A 15,956-nucleotide genomic window follows, 5' to 3' on the forward strand; every position below is an offset into this window, starting at 1 on the left:
CCTGCTGTTCTAAACGCTTGACCCGCCTGGCACAAGGGGACGGTGATAAACCAACTTTTTCCGCAATCTCGCTGGTAGATTGCCGCCCATCCTGCTGCATCAAGGTAAGGATATGTTTATCTATTCTGTCCAAAACCACTCCATTAGCGATTTTAATTATAAATTAGCACTATGTTAGCTGATTTTGGCAAGTATAGTCTAAATCAAGCCTAAAATTGCCAAGTTTGGGCATGCAAGTTGTTCGATAATGGAGGCCAGGTCAACAAATATTTAACATTTATGCTCTCAGGATACCTGGCCATGACGGCCACTCTATTGCTCTGGTCAGGGTTTTTCATTTCACTGCGCAGCGGTGCACATTCCAGTCTCACTACTGCAGACATTGCTATATTACGTTTTACTCTGCCGGCACTGTTACTACTCCCCTTGGTATACCGAGCCCGCAGCCAGTTGCTGGCTGTACCCAAGCGATATCTTGCCGGCATGTTTATTGGAAGTGGTTTGCCATATCTGTTAGTTGCAGCGACCGGAATGCAGTATGCTCCGGTAGCGGATGGCAGTGCATTAATACCAGGGACCTTACCTGTTTTCGTCACCGCGATCGCTGTACTGTTTTATCGCCAGTCGCTCAGCAATCACAAAATCATCGGCTTAATTCTGGTACTTGCCGGGATAGCCGCTTTTCTTTACACCAGTCTGATCCAATATCAGCCAAATTTATTAAAAGGTCATCTGCTGTTCTTGTTGGGCAGCAGTATGTGGGCTGTATTTACCATATCCGCCAGGGTCGCTAACCTGCATGCACTGGTCAGTGCCGGATTAGTGTCGCTCCTTTCGCTTGCGGCACTGATTATCGCCATTTTTAATAATTGGGTAGACAGTACCTTACTGGTGACTCCGCTTATAAGCTGGCCGTGGCAAGAAGTGATTGCTCAACTGTTGCTACAAGGTGTCGGTGCGGGATTTTTGGCAGCGATCAGTTTTTTGTATGCGGTAAAAAACCTTGGCGCGGAACGTTCGGCAGCTTTGGCCTCAGTTACACCGGTCATCGCTACACTACTTGCAATTCCCTTGTTTGGCGAGTGGCCCACTACCAATACCTGGTTTGCATTATCGCTTATCTGTTTTGGCAGCATAATTGCCAGCCAGGTACTTAGGGGAGCCAGTCACAAAGACAACTACCAGCCCCCTAGCTTTCATTCTGGCGAAGCCAAAAAACAAGCTAAAATAACAACATGAAATGCGATTTAGCCGCGTAAATCGCTTACAAATGCACCAAAACACATATATGGCGTAATCTTAGGTAGAAATGAACTGACTAAATGTGATGTTTAGTAGGAAAAACCTCGTTCTTACCAAGCACTAACGGCAAAAATCCGCTACTCTTACCGTCACCGATTATCCCTATTATTTATCTGAGTATAATGACCGACGACGAGTTTAAGAAATCAATTGCCAATCTCAAGCAAACGGTCCCGTTAATGATGAAGTACCATGTAGCAGCAACGCCTTCAAACTATGCGCTGTGGTACACCTATGTCGACAAAACGGTCCCTCAATTGAATGAGGAACTCGAAGGTATATTGAAGCACGCTTCTGTTTGTTCTCCCGGCACCAATACCCATTTGTATAAAAGACACGTAGCGTCACGCGAAGAGACTCGACTGGATGATTTCAGGGCCAGCATTGAACAGTTAGTTAATGAAGTCTCCAGCTCAGTCAACGATACCTTGTCTGATACCAATCAGTTTAATGAAGTTATCGATAAACGCTTTTCTGAGCTGGAACGAGCGGAAAAAGATGAACTGGCAATCGATGAAGTGATGACGGTCGTCAGGCAATTGGTCTCCGATTCGAATGAAATTCGCCATGCGACCAGATTTTTAAATCATCAGCTCAGTAGCGCCAGTGAAGAGATCAATCGCCTTAAAGATCAGTTGGCGAACGTACAGAAAGATGTCATGTTCGACAGTGTGACTGAACTGTTTAATCGTCGGGCGTTTAATAATGAACTATTTAGCTACTGTCGCGCTGAACAGCCTATCTGTTTGATCTTACTTGATATAGACCACTTTAAAGCTTTCAACGATACATATGGCCATCTTTTTGGTGACCGAGTACTGCGTGGTATTGCCCACCGACTTCAAATGAGTTGTGTTGAAGGGGTTACCGCTTACCGGTATGGCGGCGAAGAATTTGCGCTGATCCTCACTAACAAAGGCATTCGTATCGCACGGCAGTTTGCAGAAACTTTACGCCGTTCTATAGAAAAGCTATCGGTGAAAGACAGACGAACTGAGCAACTGGTTGGCAATATTACTGCCTCGTTTGGGGTCGCCGAACTGATTGCCGGAGAATCACCGGAGGAGCTGGTGGACCGTGCTGACAAGATGCTCTATGAAGCCAAACAGTCCGGTAGAAACCAGGTTATGCCAGCATAGCGTTTACGCTCATAAAGTATCACCCGCGATTGGAAATGATTACGGCCCCTACCCAGGGGCCGTATTTTCACTCGGTATAAGCTGTTGAACGCTAGTCGGTGAAGCCATTGGCACACGACCAATGGCACACAATCTGGTTAACCATCTGCATTTATTTGTGCGATCAGTTCCCGTTCTACCTGGTCGGCATCTTCTACCGCAATCTGGCAGGTTCCCGCTGCTTTATGACCTCCCCCACCATATTGCAGCATCAGTTCCCCAACATTAGTGTTTGATGTGCGGTCGAATATCGATTTTCCGGTGGCAAACACAATATTTTGCTGTTGGTAGCCCCACATTTTGTGGATCGAGATATTACACTGCGGAAATAGCGCATAAATGATAAACCGGTTACCGGCATAAATAACATCTTCACCGGTCAAATCCAGCACTACCAGGTTGCGGTAAACTTTAGCACAGCGCTGAATCTGCTCTTTAAACAGGTGTTCATGTTCACGATACAAATCGATGCGCTCTTTAACATCCGGCAGTTGCAGGATTTCGTGAATAGAGTGATTTTTACAGTAATCAATCAAGTCCATCATTAGGTTGTAGTTGGAGATTCGGAAATTCCGAAACCGCCCTAAGCCGGTTCGCGCATCCATCAGAAAATTCAACAAATTCCAACCTGTAGAATCTAACACCTCATCACGACTGAACTGTGCCGCATCCCCTTTATCTACCGCTTCCATCATTTCTAGCCAATCCGCCGGAAAGGTTGCGAGGCCACCGTAATACTCCCAGACTACCCTAGCCGCTGAGGGAGCATCGGGATCGATAACGTGATTGCTGCGTTTACCCTGATTACGAATAGTTTCTGATAGATGGTGATCGAAGATAAGGTAAGCGTTGTCGACATATGGCAGGTTGGTGACAATGTCCCGCCCGGTAATTTCGACTTTTCCATCCTGCATATCTTTGGGATGAACGAACTTGATATCGTTAATCAGCTCCAGCTGCTTAAGTAAAACTGCACAAACCAAGCCATCGAAATCGCTGCGGGTTACAAGGCGATATTGTTGATCAGACATAGTGCACTTCCTTTAAGGTTATTCTCATAAGTGGCGATGCCGATACCGACTGAGACACTGTTACTTGTATGATTTATTGCAGTATTATTAATTAGTGTTACACAGCATATATGATTTAACAAACGACCAACCGCAAATATCAACCCTCTTCTATACTGAATAAGCGACTTAATTCGTACCCGGGAGTTATCAATGAAAACCTTACCAGTGATGTTCGTATCGATAGCCATATTTATTGTCGGTTGCAGTAGCGAATCCAACCCATACAAAGTTGACGACTGGGCGGAAGTGTCTAATCCGGCCACTATCTATTGCGTGCACCAGGGTGGCCAACTGAAAATGACCAGCGAAGGCAATCAGAGAGTGACGTACTGTTTACTCGAAGACGGCAGCATGCGTGAACAGTGGGAGTATTACCGGGCATCACAAAACATGAATAATGGCTGAGGTGCCAGTGAGGCTAACACTCAGCGGATAGATTCAGGATCGACATTGCGGTTGAGGTCGGTGAGTTGGCGATGGAACTGATCCAGGTAAGTCTTAACGACAGAACGAACTACCTTTACACCCGTCTGTTCGATAAGTATTTGTAAAGAGTTCAGTATTGGTGAGAAACCCGCGAGTTGAGGGTTACCCGCACAGATTTCCATAGCCTCGTTGATCGCGTGATTCGCCAGATGATACGGTACTTGCCTGATCGGCTCCAACGGGCGCGTGAAAACGCCAGCAACCACACCTTCCAGATACACCCGATAAACCGTCAACTGATCCAGCCGTAAAAAAAGCTCACCGTCAGCGCTATGGTATGGGTATGGCGCGGCAACATGTTGCTTGATATCCAAGGGAATGTTCAAAGTCAGCCCCGCTTTCTCAACATTGTGTTTAAGTAGCCTCAACAGACCTTGTTCGTCCATCGTCTGTTGAATGGTCAACAATCGCCTCAAGTGGTAATCGTTCGACACTAATACAACCTTTACCCTCTCCCCTCTAGGGACCAACCCGCTCTGTATTAGCGCCTCTGCGCCGTGGCGTATGTTTTCTACCGTATTGGTCGATTTTTGCTCGAGCAAAATACGCTCTTTGGCAATCAGATGGTCGGTTTGAGTAGCGTGGCAAAACCTGTCATACATCGCCTGGGCTTCAGATACACGTTGCCCGGCGGTAACCCCACCGCAAAATAGGAGTGCCGACTTGTTATTCTCTCGGCTGGATAAAAAGTCGATCAGCGCCAATACGCGAGATTCGCCTTCCGGAGTCAGGCTGTCGGCGTACAATCTTTTTCCCAACACTAAAATTATGGTCTTTATACTCATTACTAATCTATATCCCACATTTTCATTGGTATAAAAAGAAAATGTGTACAATTTTGTTTCAGCACTATAACGTAAACAGCGATTTTATCTTTTATCGTTAACGGATTTAACGATTACACTTAATGTATCGACTCAGACGTCTTCCACACTAGTACTGGTAACGTATGAGTCGATTTAGCTGTATCTGGAGAAACCAGCCGATCCACAAGCTAGGGATGTATCTATGCTATCTATTTTTGATATTTATAAAATCGGTGTCGGACCTTCAAGCTCCCACACTAACGGGCCAATGATTGCCGGTCACCATTTTGCCTTACACCTTGAAAGCCAGCTTAGTCATGTCACGCGAGTATGTGTCGACTTGTATGGTTCACTTTCGCTTACCGGTAAAGGCCACCATACTGATCGTGCTGTGATCCTCGGATTGCTGGGTAACCAACCCGATACTATCAAAATGACTACAGCAAAACAGCAGCTTGGCGAAGCAATTGATGAAGGTAAGCTGAAACTGGCCGGTACCCATCCTATCCAGTTTAACTACCAGTCCGATATTGTTTTCCATGAGGAAAACCTGCCGCTGCATGAAAACGGCATGACCATCTCCGCCTACGATCAGGCCGGTGACAAAATTGGATTTGAAACTTACTATTCGATTGGCGGCGGCTTTATCGTCACTGAAGATGAGATGAAAAACGGCGGCAGTCAAAAATCAATAGACGTTCCATTCCCTTTCAAATCTGCCGATCAAATGTTGGATATGGCAGAAAACAACGGCCTGAGTCTGGGTGGCATGATATTGCAGAATGAACAATGTTTCCGACCAGATGAAGAAATTTCCGAACGTGCAGACCAAATCTGGAAGGTCATGTCCCTGTGTATGCAACGTGGATTCAACACTGAAGGTATTCTGGAAGGTGGCCTGAATGTCACCCGCCGTGCACCTAATCTGCTGAAAAAGTTAGAAGCCAATGCTGCCGTAGAAAATGATCCGATGGAAATCATGGATTGGATTAACTTGTTCGCCTTCGCCGTCAGTGAGGAGAACGCGGCCGGAGGTCAGGTGGTCACTTCGCCGACCAATGGCGCTGCAGGCGTAATTCCGGCTGTATTGATGTACTATCACAAATTCATTAAGCCATTAGATACTAAGCAAATTAGAGACTTTCTTGCCGTCTCCGGCGCTATCGGCATCCTGTATAAAACCAATGCGTCTATTTCTGGTGCAGAAGTGGGCTGCCAGGGGGAAGTTGGTGTGTCTTCTTCTATGGCCGCCGCTGGCTTGACCGCGTTACGCGGGGGTAGCAATGAACAAATGTGTATTGCCGCTGAAATTGCCATGGAGCACTCGCTCGGTATGACTTGTGACCCTATTGGCGGATTAGTACAGGTGCCGTGTATTGAACGCAATGCCATGGGCGCGGTTAAGGCGATAAACGCATCGCGTATGGCTCTAAAACGTACCAGCAAGTGTTTAATCTCTTTGGATAAAGTTATTCAAACCATGTACGAAACCGGCAAAGATATGAACAAAAAATACCGGGAAACGGCTCTGGGCGGCTTAGCCGTCGTTCATATGGCACCGCCGTGTGAATAACAAAAGCTGAATAATAAAACAAATAGGAAATTTGTCGCATAAATAAATTTTAACCTTTTGATTTAATATTATTTCGCTGACTTAGCGCTTTTAATTATAAATTATATAATATGAAAACCCCGGCATTAGCCGGGGCTTCATTAAATGCTAGCAAAAACTCTAAATATTATTAGTTACGACGACGAGCTTTATATTCGTAACTTACGTTTACCACTGGTTGATATGCAATGTTACCTTCGCTGGTTACAATTTCTTGAATAGTTACATGTGAATCTAACAATTCAAATGAATTTCTATCAACCTGATCGTTTGTAGGGTAATTTACGGCACGGCTCAGGTCATATGCTGACTTGGCATTAATATCCATAATCATTTGACGACCAGCTTGAAGCGCCGCTTCACGGCTTTCCATAGCTTGTCCGCTCATTGAGCTGGTATTTACCAATGTTGAATAGTTACCGCTCAGACCTGCTGTCGCCATAGCGCTGAACAATAATACGCTAGCTATACTCATTACTTTTAACATGACTTACTCCTTACTTACCTAAAAATCGGGATCATGGCCACTCCCGAAAAGTTGCAACCTTTTTCTGCGTTGCAAACTTATAATACGAATATAGTCCAGCAATGGAACAATGATACTGCAGGCTTACGTGTAAATTTCTGTCAGCAAATTACTCTTTGTAAATTTTTACGCAGTTTGTGTAAATCGGCTTAATATATGCAGTGAGCAACTAGTGATAATTTCTCAGCACGTTATAAATATATTTAGCCATTTTATAGAATTTACATTTGTAACATCCTAGAATTAATTGGAATATATTTATAATTAAATTTTATATTAATTTTAGTAAAATCTAATATTCGATAACACCCTTTGCGTCCGATCTTAGAGAAATCTCAGCCAATTCAAGTTATTAACCTTAATTTAAGAATGGTTTTAACTCCAGATGTCACAGAGTGAGATCAATCCCTCGACAACTTAGAGTCAGAGTCTCTATCTTTATTAGGTGTCTAATGGAAGGGACGAACGATGAAAAAAGTAGCTGTGATATTAAGTGGTTGTGGTGTTTTTGACGGTAGTGAAATTCATGAAGCCGTACTAACGCTGCATGCCATCGAGAAGCAAGGCGCAAGTTGGCACTGCTTTGCTCCTGATATAGAGCAAGCCCATGTCGTCAACCATGCAACCGGTCAGGAGAGTGACCAGCGCCGTAACGTGTTAGAGGAGTCCGCCCGAATTGCTCGTGGTAAAATTGGCGATCTGGAAACTCTTCACGTGGATGAGTTTGACGCATTGGTGCTCCCTGGCGGATTTGGTGCGGCTAAAAACTTAACCGATTTCGCTATAAATGGCGCAGAGTGTAGTATTAATACCCATGTCGCGACAGCCTGTCGAGGGTTTGCCCAAGCCAACAAACCGGTGGGCTATCTATGTATTGCACCCGTCATTATGCCGATGATCTATCCCGAGGGTGTGAAAGGGACCGTAGGCCATGATCCAGAAGTCGCGGCCGCGTTTAACAAACTGGGCGGAGAGCATGTCAGCTGTCCGGTTGACGATATCGTTTATGATGAGCGCTACAAGGTACTCTCTACACCCGCTTATATGCTGGCAGAAAACATAAGCCAGGCTGCCAGTGGAATTGAAAAGCTGGTCGACAAGTTGCTTCGTTTAGCTTAGCCAGGTTAATTGCTATTCAAAAGCCAGGTTTTCGAATTGAACCTGGCTTTTTATATTGCGTTTTCACCTATTGCTGTTACGAATAGAACACAATTTACAATGTAAATGCCAGTAATGACGTGGGACAGGAAACAAACCGTACAAGCTTGTGCCCGCATGAAGCTTGGACATCACTTATAGAACACCTCTCCACTGCGAACATCAAGGTACACTTTGTTGCTCTGCTTGAGTCCTCCACAATAGACAAAATAGACATCACGGTCTTTGTAGCGCACTGAGCGTACCCAACCACCTGTCTCTTCAAAATCTTCAGGCTTACAGATTTCCTGCTTTAGCAGTAAATCGCTCTGCTCCACAAACACATCAAAAAACCGTTTAAAGTCATCGGACTTTTCGATGTAGTGGCTTATGGTCTCCAGCCGCTCCTGCCTGGTAACCGTGGGCGGCACTTCCAGTAATGCCTCCATCGGTACCCATTCTGCAACTTCCGGCTGACCTTCTCCATAAACATAGTAAGGTGAGATTCTGCCCCACCCCTCTTTTTGTTCCAGAACATGAATTTTGTCGCCGCGATACAAGATGCTTTCGATGAACGCCTCATAATCGGGGTGCTCCCGTACGCCAAGCCGTTCTGGATTTACGTAGTAGTCTGTTGTGACCTTTTCTTCGGCTGACTTAGGAGTTGACGCCGCTGGCACTGTCTCAGGCATCGCAATGGGTTCTGGCTGCTCTGCTTGTAGAGCGTCTTGCTGAGGTTTAAGGTAGAAAATATAATAACCACCTACCGCCCCCGCGATACCAAGCAACAGTAGCAGTAACATTAAGATTTTCTTCATCGTTATCAATAAATCCGTCTTGTTTTTCTATACTTAGATAACCTAAGGAACCTTGCGCCCTAATATGAAACGGCATCCGTCTCTGGCTATTGTAACGGCCATCGTACTGTTCTCTTTACCGTTAAAGGCTAAAAGTGAGCACTGTGACGAGAAACATTGGAACCAAGCTCTAGCTGCACAGGGAATACTGGACAGCCGATACAACGATCACGCCAAATTATTTAACCAGTTCCTTACGGTGTATCGCAGCCGGGTTTTCTTGCATGACGAGTTTACCGAAGCGCAACTAGATTCGTTCTGGCAACCGGGCAAAGTAGATCTACAAAAGATGATGACAATGCAATATCGTTCGTCGCTGCAAGCACAAAGTCAGTTGGAACAACAAATTAAGCAGTTGTCTGACTTTTTACCCAGGGCAGACCAGAGCCGATTATCCTGGCTGAGCTTACAACAACACTGCCAGTCGGCGTCCCAGACTATTAATGCACAGGCGGCAAGCCGATACGTGACCAGCAATGTAGCCTTAAAACAGGATATAGAACTGTTGATCGCGAAGCTGCGCCAGCTTAAAACAAAGTACACACGTGAAGCGGAGGTGTTGGTTCGTGTTCACCCTCAACTGGCAGATGAGGTAAACACCACCGATAGGGAAAAGAGTCCATAAAAAGGCCCCTGTTGCCAATTATTAGGGAGGTTATAGCAAACAGGGGCAGGGTAAAACCCTTCTAGCTCTGAGCAGTCAGTTGATCGCATTTGGCCGCACAGATAAAGTCATTCTTATGCAGTCCCTTAATGGAGTGGCTCCACCAGGTAACCGTAACCTTACCCCACTCAAGCAGAATCGATGGGTGGTGAAACTCCGCCTCAGCCAGTTCCGCCACTTGGTCGGCAAATGCCCATGCAAGCTTAAAGTTTTTAAACGTATACACTTTTTCCAATTGAGGAATGCCTTCCCTCTCAATACGTTGCCAGCCATCCAGCTGATTGAGCAAATCAATCTGCTCATCTTTGGTTAGTGCTATCGCGTCAATACTGCAAGCTTCACAACGAAGTTCATTAAGCATGGTTTACTTCCTTAGGTTCAAACATTGGCGGGAGCAGTCCGGCTTGCATTGCCTGATGCACGTACTGCATTAAATCCATTTTGCTGAGCTGATACAGCTCGCTGATATCATCCAGCATGAAATATATGGGTTGCATAATGTCTATGCGGTAAGGGGTGCGCAGAACTCGCAACAGATCGAATTTTTCACGCTTAGCGGTGGCGCTGTCCAGCGCATAAAGCGTTTCACCGGGTGACGACAAGATGCCGCCGCCGTAGATTTTTGTCTGGCCTTGTTCTTTGACTAAACCAAACTCGACTGTAAACCAGTACAGCCTGGCCAGATAGACCCGCTCTTTACTGCTCGCCGAACGGCCTAACTGGCCATAAGTGTGCGTATACTCGGCAAAATCCGGATGAGTTAGCATGGCGCAGTGGCCAAAGATTTCATGGAAAAAATCCGGCTCCTGCAGGTAGTCAAATTCCTCTCGGCTACGCAAAAACGTTGCCACCGGGAATTTTCTTTCTGCCAGCAGATCAAAAAACCGATCAAAGTTGATTAACGCAGGAACCGGCTCCACTTGCCAGCCCGTTTCCCGCTTCAGTACCGAATTGATTTCGGGCAGTTGCGGAACCCGATCTGTGGGCAAATTGAGCAGTTCCAAACCGTCCAGGTAAGCTTTACAGGCACGCTGCTTAACGAGCTTTTGTTGTCGTACCACCAGGTCGTGCCATACTGCATTTTCCGCCTCATTCCAGTCGACAACTCCTTTGCTATTGACCGGCTTTGAGTGATATTGAGTCATAGGTATCACCTTTAACAATCCCTTCACTTTTAGCCTATCGCCTCGCCCTGATGCTGCCAATCCGTACCACGCGATTCATGCCACACTAGGTGTAACATTTATTTTACATTTGGCAATTTTTTTCTTATTTTTCATTGGTATGATTATTAACATTTGTTTGACATCTTGCTGGGTAACATCAACACTTAGCTCAGTTTTTGCCACTTATCCACGAGGAAACTATGTCCGATAATGCCCCATTGTGGACCCCTAGCAATCAACGGGTTACAGATTCAAATCTGAAGCAGTTTATCCAACATGTGAATCATCATTCGGAATCGCTGACGGACTATCGCTCCCTGCTAGATTGGTCAGTTCAACACCAACAAGAATTCTGGCTGGAAGTATGGCAATTTTGTGATGTTATCGGCTTCCGGGGCGACTGCATTTGCGGCCAGGGGCTACCCAAGTGGGAGGATTATACGCCCAGCCGCGACACAATATGGTTTCCACAGGCACAATTAAATTACGCAGAGAACTTGCTTTCGTTTGCCTACCAACAGCCCGACGCTGTCGCGATCTGGTTTAAAAACGAACAAGGCCAGCATCGGCAACTCACCTGGCAACAACTCTGTGATCAAGTCTCCATCGTGCAGCAGTGGCTGATACAAAATGGCGTTAAGCGTGGCGATGTCGTCGCGGCGTATTTACCGCATATGTCTGAAACCGTAGTGGCCATGTTGGCCGCCACCAGCCTGGGGGCGATCTGGACCTCCACTTCTCCTGATTTCGGCGTGGAAAGCGTTGTAGAACGGTTTGGTCAGGTTCAGCCCAAGATCCTGTTTTGCTGTAATGGTTACAGCTTTAACAATAAAACATTCAAGATGGGTGAAAAAAATCAGCGCATAGTCGAAGCCATTACCAGTATCACCAATACCTGTCAGATTGAATACCTGCCTGCGAGCAAAGACACTATGGTTCCTGATGATTCCTTTTCAGACTGGGAAGCGATACTGGCAAGTTACCTACCCCGCAGTATCAGCTTTGAACGAGTGGCGTTCAACGATCCACTTTTTGTACTCTACTCTTCGGGAACCACCGGCAAACCCAAGTGCATCGTGCACTCCGTGGGCGGAATTGTGCTGGCTCACCTTAAAGAGCATCAATTGCACTGTGACATCCAGCCCGGCGACCGGGTTTTCTATTACACCACCTGTGGCTGGATGATGTGGAACTGGCATGTCTCAGCGCTCGCCTCAGGAGCAACACTAGTCATATTTGACGGCAGTCCTATGTATCCCGCGCCAAACGTGCTGTGGGAGTTAGCTGAACAAGCGGAGGTAAGCCTGTTCGGTACATCGGCAAAATACCTGGAAGCGCTACAAAAAACCAGTTATTCACCGGCTAACCAATACCCTTTGGCCAAGCTCAAAACCCTCTGCTCTACAGGTTCAGTCCTTTACCCGGAGCAGTTTGATTTTGTCTATTCAGACGTGAAATCTGACCTCCATCTGGCATCAATTTCAGGTGGTACCGACATATGCGGCTGTTTTGTATTGGGCAATCCCATCTCGCCGGTATACCGGGGAGAATGTCAGGGAGCAGGGCTCGGCATGGACATAGCGGTATTTGATGCAAAGGGTACGGCACTGTCAGGGGAACGTGGTGAGTTGGTTTGCCGAAACAGCTTTCCCAATCAGCCCATTGGTTTCTGGCATGACGATGGCGAGCGCTACCACCAGGCGTACTGGGCGAAGTACCCAAACACCTGGCACCACGGAGATGAAGTCGAACTGACAGAGCGTGGTGGCATTGTCTTTTTTGGCCGCAGTGATACCACCCTTAATCCCGGCGGGGTACGCATCGGAACCGGTGAAATTTACCAACAGGTCAACCAGATTGAGCAGGTTGAAGACTCAATCGTGGTCGGAGAACGGGTTAACGGCGATGAACAGATCGTACTTTTCGTGCGCTTGAGGGAAAAAGAGATCTTATCTCAGGAATTAATCGACGCGATCAAACTCCGTTTGCGAAATCGCTGTTCGCCCCGTCACGTGCCGGCGAAAATTATCCAGGTATCTGATATTCCGAGAACCAAATCCGGCAAACTGGTCGAACTGGCAGTGAAGCAGGTCATTCATGGCCAAACGGTCAACAACCTCGGTGCCATTGCTAACCCGGCAGCGTTAGATGAAATTGCCAGTCGATTCCGGGCTTACACCTAGCTGTGCGCTGATACCAATAAACAGAAACCCCGGTCAGTAACCGGGGTTTTGTCTAAATATGCTCGATTGACCAGACTAGCCGCCTGGGCTTCAGCTATTGCAGGGTTTATTTTTGTGCGATACCCATCAGCACTTTTTGCACGCCTTGCTTAGTCTCGAGTTCGAATGGCTCAACCACTGTAACTTCACGGAACCCAATGCTGGTCAATACCTGTTCAACACGCGATTTTGTCAGACCGTATGGCACTGCATCGTCTTCGACACACCAGTCCCAATGAACGAAATATCCGCCGTGGTCGAGAATCGAGTATATGATGTCACCCACATCAGAGAAATTCGGCAAAAAGCCACACACCGATGAAGCAACCACCAGGTCGAACTGTTTGCGAAATGCCGGATGTTGTGCGACTAGTCCTCTGGTGAGCAAGTCTACAACGGGCTCGACATTATCGAGTTCTTTCTTATCTAACTGCTCAATCATGGCTTCCGAGCCATCCAGAGCGACGATATCTTTGGCTAACGGTGACATTTTCTGGCTCAGCAAGCCAGTGCCACAACCAAAATCAAGAATGTGTTTGCCTTTTATATCTACCGTTTTGGTCAGGTTTTCAAAAGCCTTATCTGCAAAAATGGACGTAGACTGATTTTTTTCCCAACTGTCAGCGTACTCATCCCATTCATTTGCCATTATGCTCTCCCTCATACTTCTTATCATTTTGGCACTTGCCTAGATTAAACCAAAATGAACCAAACGTCATACAGATATCGCCCATTCCGGCTTTTTACTGTAAATTGTTGCTACGTATAACAACAAAGTGAGCCTGTTTTTTGCCATGAACCTTTCTCAAGTGGAAGCCTTTTGTGCCGTTGCCAATACCGGTTCGGTGTCAGAAGCCGCCCGACAGTTGGAATGCAATCGCACCAAACTGAGCATGGCGATCAAAGCGCTGGAGAAAGAGCTGGATACCTCACTGTTCAACCGCAGTGGCAATCAACTGACGTTATCAGAAGCAGGTAAAGCAATTTTTAAAGATTGTGAAAACCTACTGGTCACCTCGTCTCGTATTAGGCAGACCTGTGCCCAGGTGTCAGGTGAATTTAACGCCGAGATTTGGATTGCCCGTGATGACTCACTTCCTAACGAACTTTGGCAAGACCTTGCTCATAAATTAAACAAACGTTTCCCCGCCACCTCATTTAACCTGGTACTGGCTTCCAGTGGTGATCTGGCCAACCTGGTCGCCACACATCAGGTCGATTTTGCCTTTGGCGTCGACTACGAACGTATCGAAGATCCCCGCATCAGCTACCATCCATTAGGTAAAATCCGCATGATGTCGGTCTGTAACAGCAATCATAAGCTAAGCCAGCTCCGACGGGTATCTAATGAAGAACTGCGTAATGAAATGCAGGCAGTGATGGTCTACCTGAACGAAAAAGATAACCCCGAATTACAGCCATTTTCACTGCGCCACATTGGTTTTTCAAGCTTCGATAACATGCTTAATACCATTTTAACCGAAGGTGCCTGGGGAGTGTTGCCAGAACCTCTGATTAGGCATTATCTGCGCCAGCAACAGTTATCAGTGATCAAGCATACTTACGGCCTGACCCAAGAAGACTACTGCATGTTTACTGCCGCTGGTATGGCCGAACATCCCGGGATGACCTGGTTGGCCGATAAGCTTAATGAGTATCTGTTTGATTTTTAACCAGACAACGGGTAACAATCAGTCACAGTCAAATATTTTGACACTTAAAACATACCTTAACATGCTGATTTATAACTATTTAAATCCAAACAGCGTCCTATCCATACTCCTATCACTCATAATGCATTTGTCAAACCGTCGTTCAGCGCAAAGAATATAGGCGTGTTCCCAACGAGATCATTTTATGTGTGCCAGGACTAGCGCCAACGAAAAACGAATTTTAACCTTCTCAGCCCTTTTAGCATCAGCTTTTGCGGTCGGTGGGTTAGTTGTCGGCGTGCTGGTTGGCTCTCTGGTTATCATTTTTGACGGAGCCTATTCTCTGGTTAGTCTGGTGTTAACATTATTGTCACTGGCTGTATCAAATTACATACAGCGACCAGATTCAAATATCTTTCCTTTTGGTAAAGCGGTATTAGAACCGGTCGTGATTGCCATCAAGGGCTGTACCATTCTGGCGGTGGTCATCACTTCGTTAATATCTGCCATTTCTGCCATGTTTCATGGCGGCCGCGAAGTAGACGCCTCTATTGCGATGCTGGTTGGCGTGTTGAATGTAGCCGGTTGTGCTTACGCCTGGTGGTATATCGCTGGTAAAAGTCTGCGATTTTCTTCCGGTCTGATTGATGCCGAAGTAAAACAGTGGAAAATGGATACGTTGCTCAGCCTGGCAGTGCTACTTGGCTTTGGTTTGGCCTGGTTGGTGGCACAGTCTGACTTCGCGCACTACGGTAACTACGCTGACCCACTGATGATGATTTTAATGTCTTTCTACTTCATTAAAGTGCCACTTCGGATGTTGCTGGGCGCGCTGCGAGAATTGCTAATGATGACCCCCAGCGAAGAGATATGTCGCACGGTTGATCTGGAAATCAGCGAGTTGGATAAGTTGACTGTGCCCCATATCCAATTGGCCGGCGTGACTAAAGTCGGTCGGGAACTGCGCGTCAATATTGATATCCACGCCAAAGACAATCAATTGCAGATCGCGGAGATTGAAAAAACTCGTCGGACTCTGGCACGCAAACTGTCGAAACTTTCGCTCGACCTCAACCTGACAATGAATATCGCCAGTTACTGAAAAATTGTTTTGTGAGAGATTACTAACACTTTTGGGTTAGGCTCTCATAAAACTTTATGAAGATTGATGCTGATCAACAGCATCCTCTACCTCCCGTTGCTCCTTCCTCTATAGTCTTCAAAGTGACTCAGTTTTTAATAATTACCAGTCTATTGAAAATAATAATTTATCGA

General features: G+C 46.3%; 17 protein-coding genes. 9 read left to right on the plus strand and 8 right to left on the minus strand.

Features of this window, described 5'->3' with window-relative positions:
• A partial coding sequence (locus tag ACQY6F_RS11280; protein ID WP_428774480.1) for an Lrp/AsnC family transcriptional regulator occupies nucleotides 1–133 on the minus strand: 133 nt, incomplete at its 3' end.
• Between the two features lie 146 nt (nucleotides 134–279).
• Between ACQY6F_RS11280 and ACQY6F_RS11285 the strand changes: the two genes are divergently transcribed.
• Complete coding sequence (locus tag ACQY6F_RS11285) at nucleotides 280–1,239, plus strand: DMT family transporter (protein ID WP_428774482.1); 960 nt, start codon at nucleotides 280–282, stop codon at nucleotides 1,237–1,239.
• A 185-nt stretch (nucleotides 1,240–1,424) separates the two neighbouring features.
• Nucleotides 1,425–2,441: a GGDEF domain-containing protein gene (locus ACQY6F_RS11290; RefSeq protein WP_428774431.1), complete on the plus strand. Its 1,017-nt coding sequence runs from the start codon at nucleotides 1,425–1,427 to the stop codon at nucleotides 2,439–2,441.
• Nucleotides 2,442–2,578: 137 nt separating this feature from the next.
• On the opposite strand, the gene ACQY6F_RS11295 is transcribed toward ACQY6F_RS11290, so the two are convergent.
• Nucleotides 2,579–3,511 (minus strand): exopolyphosphatase, encoded by a 933-nt coding sequence (locus tag ACQY6F_RS11295; RefSeq protein WP_428774433.1) that lies wholly within the window; start codon nucleotides 3,509–3,511, stop codon nucleotides 2,579–2,581.
• Nucleotides 3,512–3,703: 192 nt separating this feature from the next.
• Here ACQY6F_RS11295 and ACQY6F_RS11300 point away from each other — a divergent pair, with 192 nt between their 5' ends.
• Nucleotides 3,704–3,958 carry a putative hemolysin gene (locus ACQY6F_RS11300; RefSeq protein WP_428774435.1) on the plus strand — a complete coding sequence of 85 codons (255 nt, stop codon included), beginning with the start codon at nucleotides 3,704–3,706 and terminating at the stop codon, nucleotides 3,956–3,958.
• A gap of 20 nt (nucleotides 3,959–3,978) precedes the next feature.
• On the opposite strand, the gene ACQY6F_RS11305 is transcribed toward ACQY6F_RS11300, so the two are convergent.
• Complete coding sequence (locus tag ACQY6F_RS11305) at nucleotides 3,979–4,824, minus strand: YdcF family protein (protein WP_428774436.1); 846 nt, start codon at nucleotides 4,822–4,824, stop codon at nucleotides 3,979–3,981.
• A gap of 223 nt (nucleotides 4,825–5,047) precedes the next feature.
• On the opposite strand from ACQY6F_RS11305, the gene ACQY6F_RS11310 reads away from it, so the two are divergent.
• Nucleotides 5,048–6,418, plus strand: coding sequence for an L-serine ammonia-lyase (locus ACQY6F_RS11310; RefSeq protein ID WP_428774438.1), 1,371 nt, complete (start codon nucleotides 5,048–5,050; stop codon nucleotides 6,416–6,418).
• A 169-nt stretch (nucleotides 6,419–6,587) separates the two neighbouring features.
• Here ACQY6F_RS11310 and ACQY6F_RS11315 read toward each other — a convergent pair whose 3' ends face one another.
• The gene (locus ACQY6F_RS11315; RefSeq protein WP_428774440.1) at nucleotides 6,588–6,944 is read right to left on the minus strand and encodes a DUF3316 domain-containing protein; all 357 of its coding nucleotides are present in this window, start codon (nucleotides 6,942–6,944) and stop codon (nucleotides 6,588–6,590) included.
• Nucleotides 6,945–7,451: 507 nt separating this feature from the next.
• Here ACQY6F_RS11315 and elbB point away from each other — a divergent pair.
• Nucleotides 7,452–8,102 (plus strand): isoprenoid biosynthesis glyoxalase ElbB, encoded by a 651-nt coding sequence (gene elbB / locus ACQY6F_RS11320; RefSeq protein WP_428774441.1) that lies wholly within the window; start codon nucleotides 7,452–7,454, stop codon nucleotides 8,100–8,102.
• A gap of 170 nt (nucleotides 8,103–8,272) precedes the next feature.
• Here the strand turns inward: elbB and ACQY6F_RS11325 are convergent, their stop codons facing one another.
• The gene (locus tag ACQY6F_RS11325; RefSeq protein WP_428774442.1) at nucleotides 8,273–8,938 is read right to left on the minus strand and encodes a hypothetical protein; all 666 of its coding nucleotides are present in this window, start codon (nucleotides 8,936–8,938) and stop codon (nucleotides 8,273–8,275) included.
• A gap of 64 nt (nucleotides 8,939–9,002) precedes the next feature.
• Here ACQY6F_RS11325 and ACQY6F_RS11330 point away from each other — a divergent pair, with 64 nt between their 5' ends.
• Nucleotides 9,003–9,602 carry a hypothetical protein gene (locus tag ACQY6F_RS11330; RefSeq protein ID WP_428774444.1) on the plus strand — a complete coding sequence of 200 codons (600 nt, stop codon included), beginning with the start codon at nucleotides 9,003–9,005 and terminating at the stop codon, nucleotides 9,600–9,602.
• A gap of 61 nt (nucleotides 9,603–9,663) precedes the next feature.
• Here the strand turns inward: ACQY6F_RS11330 and ACQY6F_RS11335 are convergent, their stop codons facing one another.
• Together ACQY6F_RS11335 and phhA are read right to left on the minus strand one after the other, a co-directional pair.
• Nucleotides 9,664–10,002, minus strand: a complete 339-nt coding sequence (locus tag ACQY6F_RS11335; RefSeq protein WP_428774445.1) for a 4a-hydroxytetrahydrobiopterin dehydratase — start codon at nucleotides 10,000–10,002, stop codon at nucleotides 9,664–9,666.
• Entirely contained in the window at nucleotides 9,995–10,786 is a 792-nt protein-coding gene (gene phhA, locus ACQY6F_RS11340; RefSeq protein ID WP_428774447.1) for a phenylalanine 4-monooxygenase, read from the minus strand. Before phhA ends, ACQY6F_RS11335 begins: the two co-directional genes overlap by 8 nt.
• 221 nt (nucleotides 10,787–11,007) lie before the next feature.
• On the opposite strand from phhA, the gene ACQY6F_RS11345 reads away from it, so the two are divergent.
• Nucleotides 11,008–12,990 (plus strand): acetoacetate--CoA ligase, encoded by a 1,983-nt coding sequence (locus ACQY6F_RS11345; protein ID WP_428774448.1) that lies wholly within the window; start codon nucleotides 11,008–11,010, stop codon nucleotides 12,988–12,990.
• Between the two features lie 106 nt (nucleotides 12,991–13,096).
• Here the strand turns inward: ACQY6F_RS11345 and ACQY6F_RS11350 are convergent, their stop codons facing one another.
• On the minus strand, nucleotides 13,097–13,678 hold the full coding sequence (locus ACQY6F_RS11350) for a class I SAM-dependent DNA methyltransferase (protein ID WP_428774449.1): 582 nt from the start codon (nucleotides 13,676–13,678) through the stop codon (nucleotides 13,097–13,099).
• A 145-nt stretch (nucleotides 13,679–13,823) separates the two neighbouring features.
• Between ACQY6F_RS11350 and ACQY6F_RS11355 the strand changes: the two genes are divergently transcribed.
• The gene (locus ACQY6F_RS11355) at nucleotides 13,824–14,702 is read left to right on the plus strand and encodes a LysR family transcriptional regulator (protein ID WP_428774451.1); all 879 of its coding nucleotides are present in this window, start codon (nucleotides 13,824–13,826) and stop codon (nucleotides 14,700–14,702) included.
• A 184-nt stretch (nucleotides 14,703–14,886) separates the two neighbouring features.
• Nucleotides 14,887–15,783, plus strand: a complete 897-nt coding sequence (locus tag ACQY6F_RS11360; protein WP_428774453.1) for a cation diffusion facilitator family transporter — start codon at nucleotides 14,887–14,889, stop codon at nucleotides 15,781–15,783.
• Nucleotides 15,784–15,956: the final 173 nt, after the last annotated feature.

Source organism: Vibrio sp. (assembly GCF_050299255.1).
In the GTDB taxonomy this organism is placed as follows: domain Bacteria; phylum Pseudomonadota; class Gammaproteobacteria; order Enterobacterales; family Vibrionaceae; genus Vibrio.